This window comes from Arthrobacter sp. TJ-170 (assembly GCF_058269305.1).
This window is the reverse complement of the sequence record NZ_JBZCNL010000003.1, coordinates 293041-313502: the sequence shown is the minus strand read 5'-3', so window position 1 is coordinate 313502 and position 20462 is coordinate 293041. Positions and strand designations below refer to the sequence as shown.

Here is a 20462-nt window from a genome sequence, read left to right as displayed (position 1 = left end):
TGGTGACGTGTCCGAGCGGCCGAAGGTGCAACACTCGAAATGTTGTTTGGTGTAAAAGCCAACGTGGGTTCAAATCCCACCGTCACCGCCACGCGCGGATTTTCATCCGCTGAACTGCAGTAACGGGTTCCCCTTCTCGTTGAGCGAGGAGGGGAACCCATTGTTTAAGCGTTGGTCGCTGCCTGAACGCGTAGCTCGTGCCCCGGATTCCCGCCGTACACCGTCCCCGCGGGAACTGTCTGGCCTTTCATCAGGAAGGTGTCCGCCTCAAGTACTGCAGAATCTTTCAGTGTCACCCCGTAATGGACAAAGGCGTTCACCCCGATTGTGCACCCATCACCGATATCGATGCCTTCGACTTTGAAGGCGCCGTCTTCCATTGAGTGGCATTGGAGCGTACTCAGCGTGTTCAGGGTGCAGTCATCGCCAATCGAGACGATTGTCTTCTCGGGGATGGAGCACCCGTCGTCGAACAGTCGTTTACCAACGCGCACTCCAAGGAGCTTCCAGATGAGGTTCTTGAACGGTGTCCCGTTGAACAGATCAAGATAGGTGATGGCGCTGAGCTTCCAGAATCGTTCATGACGCCAAAAGCGCTGGTCATAGATGGAGCAGAACAGCGGTTCCAGACGTCGGAACAACAGTGATGCCCGCTCGATGAAAATAAAATACACAGTGGTGAATATGAGCAGCCCGATGAAGGCCGCTGTTACGACCAGGACGTCGAAGATGTTGTGTAACGCGACGGCGAAAGAGCCCACCAGCAGCGTTACATACGTGAGGATCCACCGGGTCATCAGGAAGATCGCGATGGTCACGCCATTGTGGCGGTTCTTGGCGCCGAGCCGGGTTTTGAACTGCGCCGGTTCGATCCTTTTGAACTCGCTGTCGCGCTGCACCGAGCGGGGAATCTCGAAAGGCGGGGAGCCGAGCAATCCGATACCTTGTTTCTCCGGGCCGTCGATAGGCACCATGACCTTTGTCGCGAGCAGGCAGTTTTCGCCGGTACTTGCGCCAGGGGGATAGACGATGTTGTTGCCGAAGAAGCTGCGTGCCGCGATCGTCGTCGGAGAGACCCTGAAAGAGCTGCTCGAAAAGTCCGCATTCATGATCGAGAGTCCGTCGGCGACCATCGTGCCGCTGCCGATGGTGACGGTGAAGGGATTCTCGTGTTTGAGGGCAACCCCGAAGTTCGAGCCTGTCTGAACCAGGTCGGGTTGCTTGTACCCGATCAGCCGCAGGTAATGCACTATGAGGGAACTGTCTCCAGTGAGCTCCATGTAGAAGCGAAGATTCGTCAATCCCGCGATCATGCCGTGCAGAACGTACGGCAAGCTGTACAGGGGATACACCTTGCCCGGTTTCAGTGCGAGGTTGAGCAGGCGCGGAAGCGTGGACACGACGACAAGTCCGGTGATGACGGCCCCGAAGAAGAGGATGAAGGATATGCCGAGGGCTTCCAGATAGAAGAGCGAGTTTGAGTGGTTCAGGTGGCCGGTGTCCAGGTATGCCGGCAGCAACAACGATATGGCGCCGAGCCCGATCGGACCGATGAGCAGCACACGGTTGATCACCGTGAAAATACTGTATGTAACCCGCCGCCTGGTGCTGCAGCGCACCGGGTTCACGAGCCGGAAGTCGCTGCCGCCTGGGCGGGCCGGGGAACCGCACCAGGATTCGCCCGGCGGGATCGCCTGGGAAGCATGGAGGGAAGATGCGTGCCCGAGTTGCGCCGAGTCTCCGACGGACGACCCGATATCCAGGATTGACGCTTCCCCAACGACGGCGTTTGCCCCTATGGTCACCGGACCAGTTTGAATTTTCCCGCGGTAAGCGCGGTAGCAGGCGAAAGCCGAGTCCTTCCTGATGACTGTTCCTTCACCGATACTCAGAAGATCGGGGCATGCCGGCACGGAGCCGGCGAAGATTGCGACGTTCCGCCCGACTTTCGCACCTAGTGCCCGCAGGTAGACGACGTAGACGGGTGTGCCGATGAACATCACCATGGGGTTGGCCCGGATCAGGGTCTTGACGACCCAGAACCGAAGGTAGCGCAGTGACCAGACGGGGATCTCCTGGACGGTCCACCGTCCCACCAAGAGCCATTTCGTGGCGATGGGCAGGAGAGACAGGACAATGAGAATCCCGATGCTGTAGACCGTAGAGCGCACCAGCACATCAATAGGCGTTTCACCGGCGGACGCATATAGGTACCCCCTGAGCAGGATGAAAGATGCTGCGAAGGTGACCCCCACAAAACAGAGCGCCTGCACGATCCCGCAGATGACGTACTGGGCGGTGGTCGCTGTGGCCACCGGGGTGTCATCGTAGGGCGAACCGTCTGCAGACTCCGCCGGCTCGTCGCCCATCGTGTCGGCTAAAGCGGTGATCGTCGGGTTCAGGTAAATCTCGCGCATGGACACAGGGGGCAACAACGCATTGCGGCGCAGGCGCGCGCAGAAGTGTGCCAACAGAAGGGAGTTGGCACCGAGGTCGTTGAAGAAATGGTCATCAACGGACACCTTCTCGACATGAAGAACCTCGGCGAGCGATTCGGCGAGGGCCTTCTCCATGTCAGTTGCAGGCGCCACATAGTTGTTTTTTCCCGTTACGGTGCGCTCTCCCTTAGGCACCGGAAGGCTCTTCCGGTCCGCTTTGCCGCTTGGCAGCATCGGGATTACGTCAAGCCGGTCCACGTATGCCGGGACCATATACCCCGGAAGGCGCTCCCGCAGAAACTCCCGCAGATCCGCTTCATCCACCGTCGGTGTGTCACGACGCAGACTGTAGTGGGCTGCGAGCTCCACGTAGCCCGGCTCGGGTTCGTAGGTGCTGACGACCGCTTGCGCGATGCCCGGGAACTGCAGCAGAACCGATTCGATCTCAGAAAGTTCGATGCGATAGCCCCGAACCTTGACCTGGGTATCGATCCGACCGAGATATTCGATCTGGCCCTCGTCATTGATCCTGCCCAGATCACCGGTGCGATAGATGCGTCCTGACGGGTTGTCGCTCAGGCTGAGGAAGTCCGGGATGAAGGCCCGCTCGGTGAGATCTGCCCTGTTGACATAGCCACGGGCAAGTCCGATCCCTGCCAGTGCAATCTCTCCGATCTGGCCTTGCGGGACCTCCTGCGGACTCTCGGGCTCAAGGATCACAGCGGAATAGGTAGGCAGGGGTTTGCCAAGAGTTACGGGCCTGTCCGGATCCGCAATAGCCAAGGTGGCGGTCACCGTGGCTTCCGTGGGTCCATACACGTTGAGGAAGCGCCTGCCTGGTTTGTGCCAGCGCACTATGAGGTCACGTGGGCAGGCCTCGCCCGAAACGAGCAGGAACCTTAGATTGGGCAGATCCTCGTCGATTGTGGCCAGCAGGGTTGGCACACAGCACACCGCGGTGATGGAATTCTCACGGATGAATGCCGCCAGGTCGACCCCTAGGAGGCTCGCCCCTTGCGGCTTGGGCACCAGTGTGGCCCCCACCATCCACGGCACCCAGATTTCCTCGACGGAGAAATCGAAGGCGATAGTCATCCCCTGGTAGACGCGATCATCATTCTGCAGGCCATAGACGTTGGAAGCGACCTGCACGAAGTTGCAGATGCTCGCGTGTTGAATCTCGACGCCTTTGGGACGGCCCGTTGATCCAGACGTATAGATGATGTATGCCAGATCATCTAGGTCGCCCACCGAGTGATTCCCGGTCAGACGCGAGGGTTCTTGTTCCTCGATCTGCGAGTCTTCCAGGTCCAGGCAAACGAGCGGGCTGTCCTGCGGTAGCAACTCAGCGAGGTGGGACAACGTCAGGGTCATCGTCACACCAGCGTCATCGATGATGTACTTCAGCCGGTCAGGAGGGAAACCCGGGTCGAGCGGAACATAGGTGGCGTGGACTTTGAGGATTGCAAGCATTGCCGCGTAGGTGCGCCATGGAGCGTCGAACATCAGCGCTACTCGGGACCCGGGGGCAACTCCATGCGCGAGTAGGTACCGCCCGAGCCTGTTGGCGGCCCGGTCGAGGTCTCCGTATGTCAGGGTCATCTCGCCGGCGTCGACTGCCAGGTGTGATTCGCCCAGTGTCCTGGTGATCTGGTCGCATCGGGCTTCGAAGAGAGTATCCAACCGCGCATGCCCGGCTTGTCCGTCCGGACTTGGTGGAAGGGGTGGCAGGACCGGGCGTCGTTTGGAGCCTGTCCTCCACCGGTCAATCGCGGACTGTTGACCGTGGATCGTCGGCTGGCGCCGTGTTGTCGGTTCAGGGGTGCTTGAGCCCACGTGTCTCTCCTGTCTGGGCAACCTGCCCGTATGCCGCAGACAATTGTGCGTGCGCCTTCCCGAGCCCGAATGCCGCTTCAACCTTGCTCACCGCGTCCTCAAGCCGATCGGCCGGGATAACTGCTGAGAGAGACAGCTCCGATGTCTCCACGAGCTGGACCGGGATGCCGGCATCTGAGAGAACTCTCAGAAACGCATAAAGCACGTCCGAGGAGGAACGCAGCCCGAGCCCGGAAACCGTGATCTCGCCCATATGATCCTGAATCAGCACGCGCCGGAAACCGACCGTTGCCTTCATCGCGGTGAGCGTCGCGAGCGCTGCGGGCACGTCGGCGCCCGGAATTATGAACACAACGTCCGAGCTGGAGTGGTTCGCCGTATGGAGAGATTGAGTGATCGTATTGACGACCAGCCCCGATTTAGCCAGGTCCTCAAAAATCCGCGCGGTAACGTCAGGCTTGGCCGGCACCTCCGTAAGCGTCACGGTGGCAGCCGAATTGTTGCTTGTTACGGTGGAAATGACGGGCCGTTCCCTTGCGGACGTGTCGCGGTGGCCGTCGAGGCAGGGTAGGACGAGAGTGCCGGCGGCTTGCGTGAACGATGACCGCACGTGAATGGGAACATCGAACCGGCGAGCGTACTCAACACACCTTAGGTGCAGGATTTTGGCGCCCGAGGCTGCGAATTCGAGCATCTCCTCGCTGGAGAGAACGTCGATCTTGCGGGCAGTCGGCACAATCCGCGGATCAGCCGTGTGGACGCCGTCGACGTCGGTGTAGATCTCACAGAGGCTTGCTTCCAGTGCCGCGGCGAGCGCAACAGCAGTCAGGTCCGATCCTCCCCTTCCGAGGGTGGTGAGCTTCCTCTTCTTCTTGCGGATGCGCCCCTGAAAGCCCGCCACGATGGCGATCCCTCCCTGTTCAACGCAGGCTCGGACGCGGTGCGGTTTGACGTCAACGATGTGCGCATGTCCATAGACATGGTCCGTGATCAGGCCGGCCTGTTCCCCCGTGAAGGTGCGCGCCTTAACCCCCAGGTCAGCAAGAGCAATGGCCAGCAGTGTCATCGGGACAAGCTCACCCGTAGTAAGCAGCGCATCCAGATGCCGCTGCTGCGGATGTTGAGACACACTATGAGCCAGTTCCAGCAACTCATCCGTGGTGTCGCCCATTGCGGAAACGACGCCCACCACCTTGTAGCCAGCCAGGTGCGCGCCTGCAAGCCGCTGAGCTGCGTTGAGGATGCAGGCGGCATCCTTAACTGACGAACCACCGAACTTCTGCACGATCAGGCTGCCGTGCGGAGGGAGATACCTTGACGGCCCCACGTACGGAGGACAGAGAGGCTCCCCGGGATCGTCCGGCGTGCTGATCGGAGCCGACAGATCGATGTCCGTAGTCATCGGAGATCAGCTTTGGCAATCGAGTCACCGGTCACCGACATTGCCGCTTCCGCGAGGATATCCAGTCCGCGCGAGAGGTCCTCGGCAGTGATGGTCAATGGCGGCATTACCTTGACAACTTCATTCTGCGGACCGGAGGTTTCCACGAGCAGACCCGCGTTGAAGGCCTCGGCGGAAACCTTCCGCGCCGTTTCCGGGTCTGGGTAGAAGATACCGGCGACCATTCCGCGCCCGCGGACCTTTGCCCCCTCGGTGCGGGCCGCGATGCCCCCGAGCCGCTCATGCAGTTCTCCTGTACGAGTGGCTATCTCCTCCTGAAGTCTTCCGTCGGCCCAATATTCTTCGAGCGCCGCTGCTCCGGTGACAAAGGCTGGGTTGTGGCCGCGGAAGGTTCCGTTGTGCTCTCCCGGGTGCCAGATGTCCAGCTCCGGCCTGAATAATGTCAGCGCCATGGGGAGCCCGAAGCCGGAGATGCTTTTCGATAGACAGACGATGTCGGGGGTGATGCCGGCAGGTTCGAAGCTGAAGAAGGACCCGGTTCGTCCGCAACCAGCCTGCACGTCGTCGACGATTAACAGGACACCGTGCGCGTGGCATAGTTCCGACAGGCTCTTGAGCCACGTTGCTCGTGCTGCTCTTAGTCCGCCCTCGCCCTGGACGGTCTCGACGATGACGGCAGCCGGCTTGTCCACGCCCGAACCACTGTCCTCCAGGGCCCGGCGCAACCAGATGAGGTCGTCCGCCTGGTCGGGAAGATACCCGTCATACGGGATGCTCGAGGTGTTGTTCAACGGGATGCCGGCGCCCCCACGCTTCATGGAGTTACCGGTTACGGACAGGGAGCCGAGCGTCATCCCATGAAATGCGTTGGTGAAGCTGAGGACGTGGTGCCTGCCTGTGTTCTTGCGCGCAAGTTTCAGGGCGGCTTCCACGGCGTTGGTGCCCGTCGGGCCCGTGAACATCACCTTGTAGTCCAGCCTGCGCGGAGTGAGTATGAGGTCTCGGAAGACTTCCAGGAACCTCCGCTTGGCAGGAGTCTTCATATCGAGTGAGTGCACAATCGCGCCGGACTGCAGGTACTGAATGAGCGGCGCGAGCAGAGCAGGATTATTGTGGCCGTAGTTCAGGGCTCCAGCCCCGGAGAAGAAATCCACATACTCGCCCCCGTCCTCGGTGCGTAAATGGCTTCCCTCCCCATGGGAGAAGACAGTGTCCCAGCTCCGGCAATAGGAACGAACGTTTGATTCCAGGCTTTCGAATATGTCCATCTCGGGTCCCCTTGGTTCGTCAAACAACCTCAAAGTCGCGGTTGATGAGCGATATGTAGGCTCCGGAGAGCCGGTATGCGGCAACAGGCGATGGACCTGCTGTTCGAGGGTGCACGTTCACACTTGTACTGAGAGTGGTGCTTTAATTCTGCGCGCCGGACCTTGGGAAAAGCTTCGATTCGGGCACCCCGCGCCGGCGCTAGCGTTGTCCTATGGCATTACGCGCGCTGGCTGTCGGCCGGAAACATGAGTCCTGGGTGGCTGAGGGCATCGCCCGTTACGAGAAGCGGCTCAAAAAGCCCTTCGACCTCACCTGGCAGCTCATCCCTCATTCCGCTCGCGAGGGCGACGCCGCACGGGATGAGGAATCGACACGCCTCCTCGAACGGCTCAGGGGGAAGGGCGCCACTGACTATGTCATCCTCCTCGATGAGCGTGGCAAGGCCGTCGACTCTCCGACGCTCGCTGCCCGGCTTCAACAACCTCTCGACAGCTCCCGCAACATCACGCTGATCATTGGAGGCGCCTACGGCGTCAACACTGAAGTGCATCAGCGAGCAGACTTTGTCTGGTCCCTCTCGCCCCTTGTCTTCCCGCACCAACTGGTCCGGCTCATTCTGGCCGAACAGCTCTACCGGTCCCAGGAAATCGCGGGGCGCCGCCCCTACCATCACGAGTAGGCATACGACCGAGCCAAACCGTCGGCGGCAGCGAATAGAGTAGGACTGCAACACCACTTCTACGTGAAGTAGAAAGAGGTAGGAAGTCCCGGGAGGGGGAACTGATGGCCGGCACACACCTGCGCATGATGCGCGCCGCAGCGACCGCCGTCGTCGTCTTCTTCCTCGCCGCAGGCGCACACCTCGCCGGTGGGGCGGCGCTTCCCAGCCCCCTGATCCTCAGCACGCTGGCCGTCACCACGCTGCTTGCTGTCACCATCCTTTCGCGGGGAAAACTCCCGCTCCCCTCCGTCCTTGGCATCCTGGGTGCCGGCCAGGTGCTCCTGCATGAAGCGTTCACAACGCTTACGACGACGGCGGCGTGCGTCCCTGCCCCGCGCAGCCACTTTGGTCCGCAGCAGGTGCACTGCGCGCCGACGGGCGGACTGGAGCATGCGCACGCCTTTTCGATGTTTGACAGTCCGCTGATGCTGGGGGCCCATGCTGCCGCCGTCGTCGTCACCGCATTGATGCTGTATCACGGGGAAGCGGCGCTGGAACTGGCTGCGCAGTGGATGCAGCCTCTCGTCGCGCTGCCGCAGCCTGTCATCTATCCGCCGCTGGCCAACCTGCCGCTTCTTCCCGAGGCTCCCGCCCGCAACTACCTCGAGCCGCTGCTGCGCACCAGACCGCTGCGCGGCCCGCCCCTGCGTACCTCTCACTGATCACCACAGACGCTTCTGCTCCCGGTTGCGTCACTTCCACACTTCAGCTGTCCCCTGGGCAGCACCTTGAGAGGTAACACCATGAAGAGTTCACTTCGCCGTACCCTGATCGCCGCTGCAGCAACGACGGGCCTGATGGGCCTCGGCGCCGCGGGCGCCGCCGCCCACGTCACCATTACTCCCAATACAACGGCAGCCGGGGCGTACGCCCTGCTCACCGTTGGATTTTCCCACGGTTGCGACGGATCAGCGACCAACAAGCTCACCATTTCGCTGCCGGAACCACTGGTGGACGCAAAGCCGGAGATCGTGCCCGGCTGGACAGTGGAAAAGGTCACGGAAACACTCGATGAGCCACTGACCCTGGACAACGGCAGCAGTGTCACCGAGCGCATCGGACAGATCGTGTACACGGCCGACACTCCTGTGGAGGACGGCTACCTGCAGCAATTCGACATCTCCGTTCAGCTTCCGGAGAGCGAGGGCGAAACCATCGCGTTCCCCGTCCTCCAGACCTGCGAGAAGGGCGAAACCGATTGGGCGGAGGTTCCCGCCGAGGGCGAGGACCCGCACAGCCTCGATGCTCCCGCACCGACCATCACGCTGACCGGGGCGGACGAGCACGGTCATGCAGAGGACGAGGTTACCGAACCCGGAACCGCCGCTGAGGCCACCGGTCTGGAGAGCGCGTCCGCCAGCAGTGACACATCGGGCGCAGCGGCAGCCGGCTACGTGGGACTGGGGGCAGGCCTTCTTGGCCTGATCGCCGGCGTCGCGGCCCTCCTGCGCACGCGCAAGGCCAGGGCGTAGGAAAATAACGATCCCTGCGTCAATCAGCCCCCGCGCCGTCGAGGCTGATTGACGCAGGGATCCTTGCCCATAAGGGTGGTCCTATGACTCCCCGCGCATACGCTGCCCGCCTGCTCGCTGCCTCCGTCGCCGTTGGAACGCTCGCCCTTACCGGGTGCGCTCCCAGCGATCCGGCCGAGGAGGGGACACCGCCGGCATCGTCGGCCAGTGTCGAGCCGACGACAGCGGAAGCCGAGCCGACGCCCGAACCCACCGAATCCGAATCAGCATCGGCCGAGGCATCGGCGGAACCCCCTGAGAGCAGTGAGCCGGCCCCGTCGGAGACATCCAGCCCGACGGCGGCGCCCGCGGAGAGCGTGTGCACCGCCGACATGCTCAGCGCTGTCCTCGAAACGGAAATGGGCGGCGGAGCAGCGGGAAGCGTCTACCGGCAGATCATCTTCACCAACCTGGCCGACGAGGAGTGCGAGATCACCGGCTACCCCGGGGTTTCCTACGTCGACGCTGCGGGCAACCAGGTGGGCGCGCCCGCCGACCGGGATCCGGGTGAGTCCACTGAGGTGACTCTGGCACCGGGCGAGTCCGCTATAGCACCCGTGAAGCAGACCAACGCCGAAAACTACGGAGCGGAGTGCCGGCTGACGGAGACCGTGGGGCTGCTCGTGTACCCGCCGAATGACACCGCTGCGCTGATCGTCGACCAGGCAGGCACCGCGTGCGCCTCCGAGGACATCGTGCTGATGACGGTGGCCCCCACCAAGCCGTTGGCACCCTAGCGGCGCACCGCACCGCCGCACTCCTCACCGCCGCGCTCCTCACCCACCTGACAGAATGTCGGAGGGGTAGGAGATGATGAATCGATGACATCGGTGCTTGAGAAATTCACGCCCGCCACCCGCCAGTGGTTCGAGGGCGCTTTCTCCGCACCCACCCCCGCCCAGGAGGGCGCGTGGAACGCCGTATCTGCCGGTTCTCACGCACTCGTTGTCGCACCAACGGGCTCAGGCAAAACCCTCGCCGCGTTCCTCTGGGCGCTGGACAGCTTCATTGCACGGCCGGTCGAGGGCAAACGGTCAACCCGTGTCCTGTACATCTCGCCGCTGAAAGCACTCGGCGTCGACGTGGAGCGGAACCTGCGCGCTCCGCTCATCGGCATCACGCAGACCGCCAAGAGGCTCGAGCTGCCGGCACCGTCCGTCACGGTGGGCGTGCGCTCCGGCGACACTCCGCAGGCCGAGCGGCGCGCCCTGCTGACGCGTCCGCCGGACATCCTGATCACCACACCTGAATCGCTCTTCCTCATGCTCACGTCCCGGGCGAGGGAAACCCTGATGAACCTGGACACGGTCATCGTCGATGAGGTCCACGCCGTCGCCGGCACAAAGCGCGGCGCGCACCTCGCCCTTTCCCTCGCGCGTCTTGATGCAATGCTCGACAGGCCCGTGCAGCGCATCGGCCTGTCGGCGACGGTTGAACCGAAGGAGACGGTCGCCCGTTTCCTCGCCGGCGATGCGCCCGTGGAAATCGTGTCCCCGCCCTCGAAGAAGTCGTGGGACCTGACGGTCACCGTCCCTGTGGAGGACATGACGGAACTCGGCGGCGCCCCCACCAATGACGACGACGGCGGCCCCAGCCCCTCGCCGAGCATCTGGCCTCATGTGGAGGAAAAGATCGTCGACCTGATCGAGACCAAGCGGTCCACGATCGTCTTCGCCAACTCCCGGCGGCTGGCTGAACGACTGACCGCCCGCCTGAACGAGATCCACGCCGAGCGCCTCGAAGCGGCCACGTTCTGGGATCCGCCGAGTGACGCGCCTCCGACCGAAAAAGCGGAGCCGAAGCGCACCCCGGCCGAGTTGATGGCCCAGGCCGGTCAAACCGACGGCGCGGAGCCGCTGCTCGCGAGGGCGCACCACGGTTCCGTGTCAAAGGACCAACGCGCGCTCATCGAGGATGACCTGAAGTCCGGCCGCCTTCGCTGCGTGGTGGCGACGTCGTCGTTGGAGCTGGGCATCGACATGGGCGCCGTGGACCTCGTGATCCAGGTCGAATCCCCGCACTCGGTGGCCAGCGGGCTTCAGCGCGTGGGCCGTGCGGGGCACCAGGTGGGTGAAATTTCCGAAGGCGTGCTCTTCCCGAAGCACCGCGGAGACCTCGTGAACACCGCAGTCACTGTCGAGCGGATGCTGGCGGGGCGGATCGAGCCCCTTTACATTCCCACCAACCCGCTGGACATCCTCGCCCAGCAGACCGTTGCAGCCGCCGCCCTGGGCACCATTGACGTCGAGGAATGGTTCGACGTCGTCCGTAAGTCGGCGCCCTTCGCGACCCTGCCTCGCTCCGCCTTCGAAGCTACCCTCGACCTCCTCGCCGGCCGGTATCCGTCGGACGAGTTCGCTGAACTGAGGCCCCGCATCATCTGGGACCGGGTTGAAGGGACCATCACGGGAAGGCCGGGCGCCCAACGCCTGGCTGTCACCTCCGGCGGCACCATCCCCGACCGCGGACTGTTCGGCGTCTACCTCGTCGGATCGGAAGATGCGGGTTCGAACCGCGGCGGCCGGCGGGTTGGCGAGCTCGACGAGGAGATGGTCTACGAGTCCCGGGTGGGGGACGTCTTTGCTCTGGGGGCAACCAGCTGGCGTATCGAGGACATCACCCACGACCGGGTGCTGGTCTCCCCCGCCTTCGGGCAGCCCGGCAAGCTTCCGTTCTGGAAAGGTGATTCGCTCGGCCGTCCGGTGGATCTCGGCCGGGCACTCGGGAAATTCGTCCGGGAGCTTTCCAGTGCGTCGGATGACGACGCCGTCGCCCGGTGCCGCGCGAGCGGCCTGGACGAGTGGGCGGCCGGCAACCTCCTGGCCTACCTCCGGGAACAGCAGCAGTCCACGGAAGTCGTGCCGAGCGACCGCACGCTGGTAGTCGAGCGCTTCCACGACGAGCTCGGAGACTGGCGGGTTGTCCTCCACAGCCCGTTCGGCATGCCGGTGCACGCACCGTGGGCGCTCGCCGTCGGCGCCCGGCTGGAGCAGCGGTACGGGATGGACGGCTCCGCCATGGCCTCCGACGACGGCATCGTGCTGCGGGTGCCCCTGATGGAAGACGAGCCGCCCGGAGCGGATCTGTTCCTGTTCGATGCAGAGGAACTGGACGGCATCGTCACCGCGCAGGTGGGCGGCTCGGCGCTCTTCGCTTCCCGGTTCCGCGAGTGCGCGGCGCGCGCGCTGCTGCTGCCGCGCCAGAACCCGTCCAGGCGCAGCCCGCTCTGGCAGCAGCGGCAACGCTCCGCCCAGCTGTTGGATGTGGCGCGCAAGTTCCCTACCTTCCCGATCATCCTTGAGACGGTCCGCGAGTGCCTGCAGGACGTCTACGATCTTCCCGCGCTGAAGGACATCGCCGGGCAGATCGACCGCCGTGAACTGCGGATCGTCGAGACCACCACGGCACAACCCTCTCCGTTCGCGCGCACCATGCTGTTCGGCTACGTCGCATCCTTCCTTTACGAAGGTGATTCCCCGCTGGCGGAGCGCCGCGCCGCCGCGCTCTCCCTCGACCCCACGCTCCTTAACGAGCTGCTCGGGCGCGCGGAACTGCGGGAACTGCTCGACGCCGGCGTAATCACCGACACCGAAAAGGAACTGCAACGCCTCGCTCCAGACAGGAAGACGCGAGGGCTCGAAGGCGTCGCCGATCTGCTGCGTCTCCTCGGACCGCTCACGACCGCCGAGATCGCCGAACGGTCCGAAGAGCCCGAAGAAGCCGCCACCCACATTGACGCGCTCGTCAGAGCCAACCGGGCGCTGCGGGTCAACGTCGCCGGCGCCGAACGCATCGCCGCGGTGGAAGATGCCGCCCGGCTGCGCGATGCACTCGGAGTGCCGCTGCCCATGGGCGTTCCCCTGGCCTTCATTGAACCCGTCCCGGACCCGCTGGGTGACCTCGTAGGCCGCTACGCCCGCACCCATGGCCCCTTCACCGCAGCCGAAGCCGCTGCCCGGCTGGGACTGGGCGTCGCCGTCGTCGTCACTGCCCTGCAGCGATTGTCCGCTGACGGGCGCGTGGTGGAAGGCGAGTTCCGGCCCACCGAGTCCGCCCCCGGGCACGAGGCTGCGTCGAGCGAATGGTGCGACTCCGAGGTTCTCCGGCGGCTCCGGCGTCGTTCGCTCGCTGCGCTGCGGCACGAGGTGGAGCCGGTGGACCCGGCAGCGTATGGGCGGTTCCTGCCCGCGTGGCAGCACGTCGGTTCGGGGCTTCGCGGGCTCGACGGCGTGGCCACGGTCATCGACCAACTGTCCGGGGTGCCTATTCCGGCGTCGGCCTGGGAGCCGCTGATCCTGCGCTCACGGGTGTCGAACTACAGTCCCGCGATGCTCGATGAGCTTGCCGCGACCGGCGAGGTTGTGTGGTCCGGCGCGGGATCGCTGCCGGGCAACGACGGTTGGATCTCGCTCCACCTCGCCGAGAACGCACCGCTGACCCTGCGGCCTGATCCCGAGTTCGAGCCCACGGCCCTGCAGCAGGAACTCCTGGAACTGCTCGCCGGCGGTGGCGCGTACTTCTTCCGTCAGCTCGTTCAGGGACTTGCCAACGGCGATCAACCCGGCGACCCAGCGGTGACTGCCGCACTGTGGGACCTGGTCTGGGCCGGCCGAATCGGCAACGATACGTTCACCCCCGTGCGGTCCCTGCTCGCCGGCGGGAAAACGGCCCACAAGCAGCGCGCCCCCACACCGCGGGCACGGACGGCGCGGATGGGAAGGCTCGGCAGGGCGCCGTCGCTGACCGGCAGCAACCCGCGCGCGTCCGGGATGTCGGCAGGGAACGACGGCGGCTCCGGCTACCAGCGCAGCACTCCTCCCCAGGTGGCCGGCCGGTGGTCGCTGCTTCCCGCGGTCGAGGCTGATACCACCATCCAGGCGCATGCCACCGCGGAGCTACTCATGGACCGTTACGGCGTCCTTACCCGCGGCTCCGTTGCCGGCGAAGGCATCCCCGGCGGGTTTGGGCTCATGTACAAGATGCTGTCCCGGCTGGAGGAAATGGGGCGCTGCCGCCGAGGATACTTCATCGAGCACCTCGGCGCCGCCCAGTTCGCGGTGCCGGCCACCGTCGACCGTCTCCGCTCGTTCAGCGCTGACGCCCGTCCGGACGCCGCCGTCGCGAAGAAGCCCACCGCCGTCGCGCTCGCCGCCACGGACCCGGCGAATCCCTTCGGCGCGGCCCTGGGCTGGCCCCAGCACGACGGCGGGCACCGGCCCGGGCGAAAAGCAGGTGCCCTGGTGGTGCTCGTCGACGGGCAGCTCGCGCTGTACGTTGAACGCGGCGGAAAAACGATGCTGACCTACACCGGGGAAACAGATTCGATGACAGCTGCGGCAACTGCGCTGGTGGCCGTAATCCGCCAGGGGGCGGCGGACAAGATGGCCGTCGAGAAGATCAACGGTGAGTCGGCGCTCGATTCCGCGGCCGGCCGGGCGCTTGCCGACGCCGGCTTCTACAGCACGCCGCGTGGATTGAGGATCCGTGCCTGAGGGAGATACCGTCTGGCGCGCCGCGCGCGACCTCAACGGGGCACTGCACGGCAAGGAGCTCACCCGCTGCGACATCCGGGTACCGCGCTTTGCCACGGTGAACTTCACCGGGCGTACGGTGCGCGACGTCGTCGCTCGCGGCAAGCACCTCCTCATCCGTGTAGAGGACGAGTGGAGCATCCACTCGCACCTGAAGATGGAGGGCCTCTGGCACGTCTATGCCAAGGGTGGAAAGTGGCGGCGCCCGGCCTTCAAGGCACGCTGCATCCTGGAAACCGAAACGTCCACGGTTGTGGGCTATGAGCTCGGCTTCCTCCGTGTGATTCCGCAGGATCAGGAGAACGACGCCGTCGGGTACCTGGGACCCGATCTACTCGGACCTGACTGGGACCCTGAAGAAGCGCTGCGTCGATTGCGCGCTGACCCGGATCGACCAATCGGCCTGGCACTGCTTGATCAGCGGAACCTCGCAGGCATTGGTAATGTTTACCGGTGCGAGCTGTGTTTCCTGGCTGGTGAGCATCCGCTCACCCCGGTGGGTGAGGTGAAGAACCTTCCCCGCATGGTGGAGCTCGCGCACCGGCTGCTTGACGTGAACAAGGAGCGGTCCAACCGGGTCACTACCGGTTCGATGCTGCGTGACCCGCTGTGGGTGTACGGAAGAAGCGACCGGGGTTGTCTCCGGTGTGGAGCGCGGGTGGTCCGCAGCGAGCTCGGCGACAACGAACTCGAGCAGCGGGTGCTTTACCACTGCCCGCACTGCCAGCCCGCACGCGTTTCCGCGTGATCCTGAAGCCCGCCCGCACCCGTCCAACCGTCCGTACCGCCCGCGCCATCCGAATTACCGACCGAGGGAGACCATGAGCTGGCTCAGCACGCTCCCCGGGTTCCTCATTGCGGTGCTGGTGCTGGTCGGCCCCGGCCTGCTCTGGGGCGCGCTCTTCGGGCTGCGTCGTCTCACCCTGCTTGCCCTGGCCGGCCCGCTCAGTGTGAGCGCCGTCGTCGTCGCCTCGGAAACCGCAGCGCTGGCGGGCGTTCGCTGGTCGCTTGTCCCGCTGATCGGTGTGACAGCCGCCGTCGGTGTGGTGCTCTGGCTGGTCCGTCGACGCTTCGGCGACGCCTTAGCCACCGATCCCGGCGGGCCGTTGCGGCCGAACCTGCTCGCGTGGGCGGTGGCCGCGGTCCCCATCGGCCTGATCACCCTGTGGATCTTCGGGAATCCGGAAAACATCGCCCAGTCACACGACAACATCTTCCACCTCAACGCCATCCGTTACATCGCCGAGAGCGGCAACGCGTCCTCCCCTGACCTTGGGTATCTGGGTACGCGGGCCCCCGTCTTCTACCCGGCTGGCTGGCATGCGCTCGTTTCCGTAGTTCTGATGTCCTCCGGGTTGTCCATACCGGCGGCCATCAACGTGGTGAACCTCACGATTGTCCTGACGATCTGGTGCGTCGGCTGCCTCTTCCTCGTCACCCGCGTAACCGGCGAGCGCCGCAGGGCCCTGTTCAGCGCCGCCGTGCTGTCCGGCGCCTACAGCAGCTTCCCGTACCTCCTGTACGAGTTCGGCGTGGTTTACCCGTTCATGCTCTCCGTCGCCATGCTGCCCGCGGTGCTCGGCCTGGTGGTGCAGCTGATGCGCGTCGGTGCACCACTGCGTACGACGACGGCCGCGAACCTCCTGCTGCTGCTCGGCCTGCTCCCGGGACTGGCGCTGGCACACCCGTCATCACTGGTCGGCGCAATGGGTCTCAGCCTTCCGGTCGTTCTGGCGTCCGCGTACGGCAGCCTTCGCAGAGGCGGCGGACCAGCGTGGCGCACGCTTGTTCCCACTGGTGTTTACCTGCTGGTCCTCGCGTCCGCATGGATGCTGCTTCGGCCCGCCCGCACCAGCTCCGATAACTGGGATGAGCTCGGCAACGCGGGCTTCGCCCTGCTGGAGGTAATGCTGCAGTCCCCGCTCTACCGACCCCCCGCCTTCCTCGCAGCTTTCCTGATGTTGGTCGGTGCGGTCGTGGTCATCCGACGGAAGCGGCACCGCTGGACGCTGGCCCTGTACGCGCTGGCTGCGATGCTGTTTGTGATCGGGAACTGGAAAGAGGCGCCTGACCTACGGTGGCTCGTGGCCGGCGTTTGGTACAACGACTACTTCCGGATCAGCGCCATGTTGCCGGTCGCCGGGATCATCATCGCGTCGATCGGAGCGGTGGCACTCATCGACGTCGTAGCTCGGCACCCGAAAGTGCGTTCCTTCCGCCGTAACCGGAGCGGCAGGCAGGTGACGGCTGCCGCCGTCGTGCTGGTTCTTCTGGGTGTGGCGTTGGCGCCGCTGGGCGCGGTGCAGCGCGGAGTGGCAGAAGCCGCCTCGAAATACCGGTTCACGGACAACTCGGACCTGCTGACCGCCGATGAACTCGCACTGATCGAGCGGCTGCCGGACGCTGTAGAGGAGGGTTCAGCCGTTGTGGGGGTTCCGCTGACCGGGGCATCGCTTTCCTACTCCTACACCGGGATTCCCACGCTGCTGCCTTATGGAACCCTCCCTGCCCTGCCTTCCGGCAAGATCATCTACGAATCCCTGGACGATCTCACCACCAACCCCGAGGTCTGCCCTGCCGTCGAGGAAACGGGGGTGCGCTATGTGCTCGACTTCGGGATCAGCTCGGTGCACCGGGGAGAAACAGAAGTGGCGCCGGGGCTGCAGGACCTGACGCGTGAGAACGGGTTCGAACGCGTGGACAGTGAGGGGACGGCCGCGCTCTACCGGGTCGCCGGGTGCTGACCGTGGGCGCGGACTGGTAAATGCAGGCTGCAGTGCGTTCTTCGCTACCCTTGATAGGTGATGCAATCCCCGCTCCCGGTCCGCAATGGTGTCAACGCCACGCGGCTTCGGCTCCCCTCGGAGGGCCCGTGGAGCACTGCGTTGGAGTACATCCTCGACCGGTGGAACCATGTGGACCCGGACGGAATCGCCGAGCGCTTCGACCGCGGTGAGGTGGTTGCGCTCGGTGGCGAGCGGCTGACCCGCCGGACTCCCCTGACCGCACACACCTTCATCTGGTACTACCGCGAGCTGCCCGTGGAGAAGCGTCTTCCTGTCGAGCTGAGCATCCTGCACCAGGACGGGAACCTCCTGGTGGTGGACAAGCCCCACTTCCTGCCCACCACGCCGGGCGGAATGTACGTCGCGGAGTCGGCGCTCGTGCGGTTACGCGTCCAGCTCGACCTGCCGGACCTGATTCCCATGCACCGCCTGGACCGCATGACCGCCGGGATTCTCATGTTCTCGACCAATCCCGCTACGCGCGGCGCCTACCAGTTGCTCTTCGAGAACCGCCGCATCCGCAAGGAGTACGAGGCCGCTGCCCCCATCGACCCGTCGCTGGAGCTCGACTCGCATCCGCGGACTGTCCATAGCCGCATCGTGAAGTCCCGGGACTATCTTCTGGCGCAGGAGATACCCGGTGAGCCGAACGCCGAGACGCGCGTGCAGCTTCTCGAAGAACGGAACGGGGTGGGCCGTTACCGGCTCCAGCCACACACCGGCAAGACGCACCAGTTGCGGCTCCACATGGCGGGCCTTGGCCTCGGCATTCTGAATGATCCGTTCTACCCCGTCCTGCAGCCCCAGCAAGAGGACGACTACTCAACGCCGCTGCAGCTCCTGGCCCGGCACATTGAGTTCGTGGATCCGCTGTCGTCCCGGCCGGCGTCGTTCACGAGCGGCCTGGAACTCTCCACGCTCGCCTGATGCCCCCTCGAGGGGCAAGTCATGAAGGGTGTTGCGCTGTAAATTGGTGCAGGTGGACCTGTCAACGCTCTCGGAGTGGTCCCTGATGATCCACCCACTCACGCTGCTGGTTGTGGTGGCTGACGTTTTCGCGCCCATCATGCCGTCCGAGTTTCTGGTCATCGCCTCCGGCTCGCTGGCCTCCGAAGGTTCGGTGCTGCTTCCCGTGTCCCTCCTGGTCGCCGCCACCGGCAGTCTGTTGGGAGACATGGCGCTGTACCTGCTTTTCCGTAAGAGACTCACCCACTGGCTGGACCGCTTCCGCTGGGGCCGCAAAGTTCACCATGGAATCCGGAGCGCCGTCGAGAAGGCGGGAAAATCCCCCACTTACGCAGGTCTGGTTGCGCTGCGTTTCCTTCCGGGTGGGCGGACCGCCGGGGTCGCCGCCGCCGGGATTGCCGGGCTACCCCTCCGTCCCTTCCTGGCTTTCGCGGCGTTGGGAGGGGTGCTGTGGTCATGCTGGCTGGTGGGTCTCGGCTATGTTTCGGACGTCACAACGGGGTTCCCGATGTGGGCCAGTGCACTCCTGGGAATGGGGGTGGGTACTCTGGTGGGACTGATCATTGCAGCGTTCTTTGCGCTGAAACAGCGCCGGGAGGTCCGAAAGACACATGAGCATGCCGACTCCGTCCAACCACCGGCTGCCCCAACCCCCGCACGAGCCACCCCGGAAGAGCACCGAAGCCTCCCCTCCGAATCCACCGACCGAGACGAGCAGCGTCCTTGAACGGCTGAGGGCGGCCAGGCCCAAGGCGGCGGTTTCTTCCGGCGAGGAAACCCATGGAAAAACGACGTCGGCCGCCCAGTCCGCACCGACCGAGGCGCCCGGACAATCGCCTCCCGGACCTGCAGATTCCGGATCCGGCATCGACGGAAGCCCTCATTCGGCCTCAACTGATGCGGGATCGAGGGAGGAAGCCCACAGAGAGAAGCTGAGGGCAGCACGTGCGGAGAAGCTGAGGGCAGCGTCTGCCGCCGCCTCCACGTGGGCCGTCGATTCAGGAAAACGAACTGCCGCCTGGACAGCGACCGCATCCCGAGGTGCTGCCAGAAACGTCCGCTCCTGGAGGGCCAACCTGGTTCGGCAGATCCTGGTCACCCTTACTGTCATCGGCGCACTTGCGGCAACAGCCTACGCGGCCGGACTCCTCGGCGAAGGTCCCGGGATCTGGACCGCAGACCTGCTTGCGCCGGACCTCACACTGGTCTCCCCCAACTCCTTCGCCTTGTACATCTGGGTCCTGATCGGACTCGGCATGGTGGGGTACTTGGTCCATCAGTGGCTGCCGAGCCAGGCGCACAGCCCCAGGCATCGCCGCCTTGGTTGGGTGGTGATGGCCACGCTGCCGCTGAACCTCGCGCTGGCCCTGGTGATTCAGGCGGAACTCCACGCCGCCAGTGTGGTGCTGCACGGTGTCCTGCTGATCCTGCTTATGGTGTCCCTGCGCTGGCTGAACCGGTGGTCGGCGGCCACGCGCCTGGAGGGAGCGCTCGTCGACGTGCCTATCGGGCTATTCCTTGGCTGGACCGGGTTCACGGCGTTGAGCCACACCGCCGCGGCCCTGTCCCTGAACGGTTTCTCCTTGCTCACGGAGGATGAGTTCGTCTGGGCGCTCGTTGGCCTCGGCATCGTCGTCATTGTCGGAAGCGTCGTCTGCTCGACGGACCGCGGGCGCATCGCCGTCGCGCTGGCGCTGGTATGGGGCATGGCCTGGGTCATGGTCGAGCGGGTGTTCGGACAGCCGGCATCTCTGCCGACCGCCGCCGCGACGGCGCTGGCCGTATTCATTGTGCTTATCACTGCCGGTTCGCGCCGCCACCGCGTCGATCATTCGTACCGCCGGGCGTTGCGCCGACGCCAGACGGCTAACCTGCCCCCGATCAACCTGGCAGATGAGGACGACGACGAATACTACGAGGACGAGGACGACCTGCCCGAGGACCCTGGTACCGAACGCAAAGGCCAGCAGGAATGACGGGCTCTCTTCGAGCGTGCAGCCAT

13 protein-coding genes and 1 tRNA gene are annotated in these 20462 nt (G+C 64.6%); 11 read left to right on the top strand and 3 right to left on the bottom strand.

What is annotated here, in order from left to right; all coding sequences use genetic code 11:
* Position 1 precedes the first annotated feature (1 nt).
* Positions 2-91 (top strand) — tRNA-Ser (locus AC4D1W_RS08455).
* Between the two features lie 73 nt (positions 92-164).
* On the opposite strand, the gene AC4D1W_RS08450 is transcribed toward AC4D1W_RS08455, so the two are convergent.
* The 3 genes from AC4D1W_RS08450 to ectB form a co-directional block, all read right to left on the bottom strand.
* On the bottom strand, positions 165-4121 hold the full coding sequence (locus tag AC4D1W_RS08450) for a Pls/PosA family non-ribosomal peptide synthetase (protein ID WP_490898452.1): 3957 nt from the start codon (positions 4119-4121) through the stop codon (positions 165-167).
* Between the two features lie 133 nt (positions 4122-4254).
* Complete coding sequence (locus AC4D1W_RS08445) at positions 4255-5676, bottom strand: aspartate kinase (RefSeq protein ID WP_490892576.1); 1422 nt, start codon at positions 5674-5676, stop codon at positions 4255-4257.
* Positions 5673-6944 carry a diaminobutyrate--2-oxoglutarate transaminase gene (gene ectB / locus AC4D1W_RS08440; protein ID WP_490898451.1) on the bottom strand — a complete coding sequence of 424 codons (1272 nt, stop codon included), beginning with the start codon at positions 6942-6944 and terminating at the stop codon, positions 5673-5675. Before ectB ends, AC4D1W_RS08445 begins: the two co-directional genes overlap by 4 nt.
* A 212-nt stretch (positions 6945-7156) precedes the next feature.
* Between ectB and AC4D1W_RS08435 the strand changes: the two genes are divergently transcribed.
* The 10 genes from AC4D1W_RS08435 (at position 7157) to AC4D1W_RS08390 (ending at position 20436) form a co-directional block, all read left to right on the top strand.
* On the top strand, positions 7157-7624 hold the full coding sequence (locus tag AC4D1W_RS08435; RefSeq protein WP_490898450.1) for a 23S rRNA (pseudouridine(1915)-N(3))-methyltransferase RlmH: 468 nt from the start codon (positions 7157-7159) through the stop codon (positions 7622-7624).
* Between the two features lie 104 nt (positions 7625-7728).
* On the top strand, positions 7729-8328 hold the full coding sequence (locus AC4D1W_RS08430) for a hypothetical protein (RefSeq protein WP_490898449.1): 600 nt from the start codon (positions 7729-7731) through the stop codon (positions 8326-8328).
* A gap of 81 nt (positions 8329-8409) precedes the next feature.
* Entirely contained in the window at positions 8410-9138 is a 729-nt protein-coding gene (locus AC4D1W_RS08425; RefSeq protein ID WP_490898448.1) for a YcnI family copper-binding membrane protein, read from the top strand.
* Positions 9139-9221: 83 nt separating this feature from the next.
* A complete protein-coding gene (locus AC4D1W_RS08420; RefSeq protein ID WP_490898447.1) occupies positions 9222-9914 on the top strand; it encodes a DUF4232 domain-containing protein in 693 nt (230 codons plus the stop codon).
* Positions 9915-9998: 84 nt separating this feature from the next.
* A complete protein-coding gene (locus AC4D1W_RS08415) occupies positions 9999-14669 on the top strand; it encodes an ATP-dependent helicase (RefSeq protein WP_490898446.1) in 4671 nt (1556 codons plus the stop codon).
* Complete coding sequence (locus tag AC4D1W_RS08410; RefSeq protein WP_490898445.1) at positions 14662-15456, top strand: Fpg/Nei family DNA glycosylase; 795 nt, start codon at positions 14662-14664, stop codon at positions 15454-15456. The genes AC4D1W_RS08415 and AC4D1W_RS08410 overlap by 8 nt, the downstream gene beginning before the upstream one ends.
* A 73-nt stretch (positions 15457-15529) precedes the next feature.
* Positions 15530-17452 carry a DUF6541 family protein gene (locus AC4D1W_RS08405; RefSeq protein WP_490898444.1) on the top strand — a complete coding sequence of 641 codons (1923 nt, stop codon included), beginning with the start codon at positions 15530-15532 and terminating at the stop codon, positions 17450-17452.
* A 60-nt stretch (positions 17453-17512) separates the two neighbouring features.
* Entirely contained in the window at positions 17513-18421 is a 909-nt protein-coding gene (locus tag AC4D1W_RS08400; RefSeq protein ID WP_490892627.1) for an RluA family pseudouridine synthase, read from the top strand.
* 52 nt (positions 18422-18473) lie between these two features.
* On the top strand, positions 18474-19187 hold the full coding sequence (locus AC4D1W_RS08395; RefSeq protein ID WP_490892567.1) for a DedA family protein: 714 nt from the start codon (positions 18474-18476) through the stop codon (positions 19185-19187).
* On the top strand, positions 19078-20436 hold the full coding sequence (locus AC4D1W_RS08390; RefSeq protein ID WP_490898443.1) for a TspO-related membrane protein: 1359 nt from the start codon (positions 19078-19080) through the stop codon (positions 20434-20436). Before AC4D1W_RS08395 ends, AC4D1W_RS08390 begins: the two co-directional genes overlap by 110 nt.
* Positions 20437-20462: the final 26 nt, after the last annotated feature.

Bases quoted from the DNA above. Each gene is read 5' to 3' on its own strand.
- AC4D1W_RS08430 (WP_490898449.1), top strand. From the start codon at position 7,729: ATGGCCGGCACACACCTGCGCATGATGCGCGCCGCAGCGACCGCCGTC.
- AC4D1W_RS08415 (WP_490898446.1), top strand. From the start codon at position 9,999: ATGACATCGGTGCTTGAGAAATTCACGCCCGCCACCCGCCAGTGGTTC.
- AC4D1W_RS08390 (WP_490898443.1), top strand. From the start codon at position 19,078: ATGCCGACTCCGTCCAACCACCGGCTGCCCCAACCCCCGCACGAGCCA.
- AC4D1W_RS08435 (WP_490898450.1), top strand. From the start codon at position 7,157: ATGGCATTACGCGCGCTGGCTGTCGGCCGGAAACATGAGTCCTGGGTG.
- AC4D1W_RS08400 (WP_490892627.1), top strand. From the start codon at position 17,513: ATGCAATCCCCGCTCCCGGTCCGCAATGGTGTCAACGCCACGCGGCTT.
- AC4D1W_RS08405 (WP_490898444.1), top strand. From the start codon at position 15,530: ATGAGCTGGCTCAGCACGCTCCCCGGGTTCCTCATTGCGGTGCTGGTG.
- AC4D1W_RS08445 (WP_490892576.1), bottom strand. From the start codon at position 5,676: ATGACTACGGACATCGATCTGTCGGCTCCGATCAGCACGCCGGACGAT.
- ectB (WP_490898451.1), bottom strand. From the start codon at position 6,944: ATGGACATATTCGAAAGCCTGGAATCAAACGTTCGTTCCTATTGCCGG.
- AC4D1W_RS08425 (WP_490898448.1), top strand. From the start codon at position 8,410: ATGAAGAGTTCACTTCGCCGTACCCTGATCGCCGCTGCAGCAACGACG.
- AC4D1W_RS08420 (WP_490898447.1), top strand. From the start codon at position 9,222: ATGACTCCCCGCGCATACGCTGCCCGCCTGCTCGCTGCCTCCGTCGCC.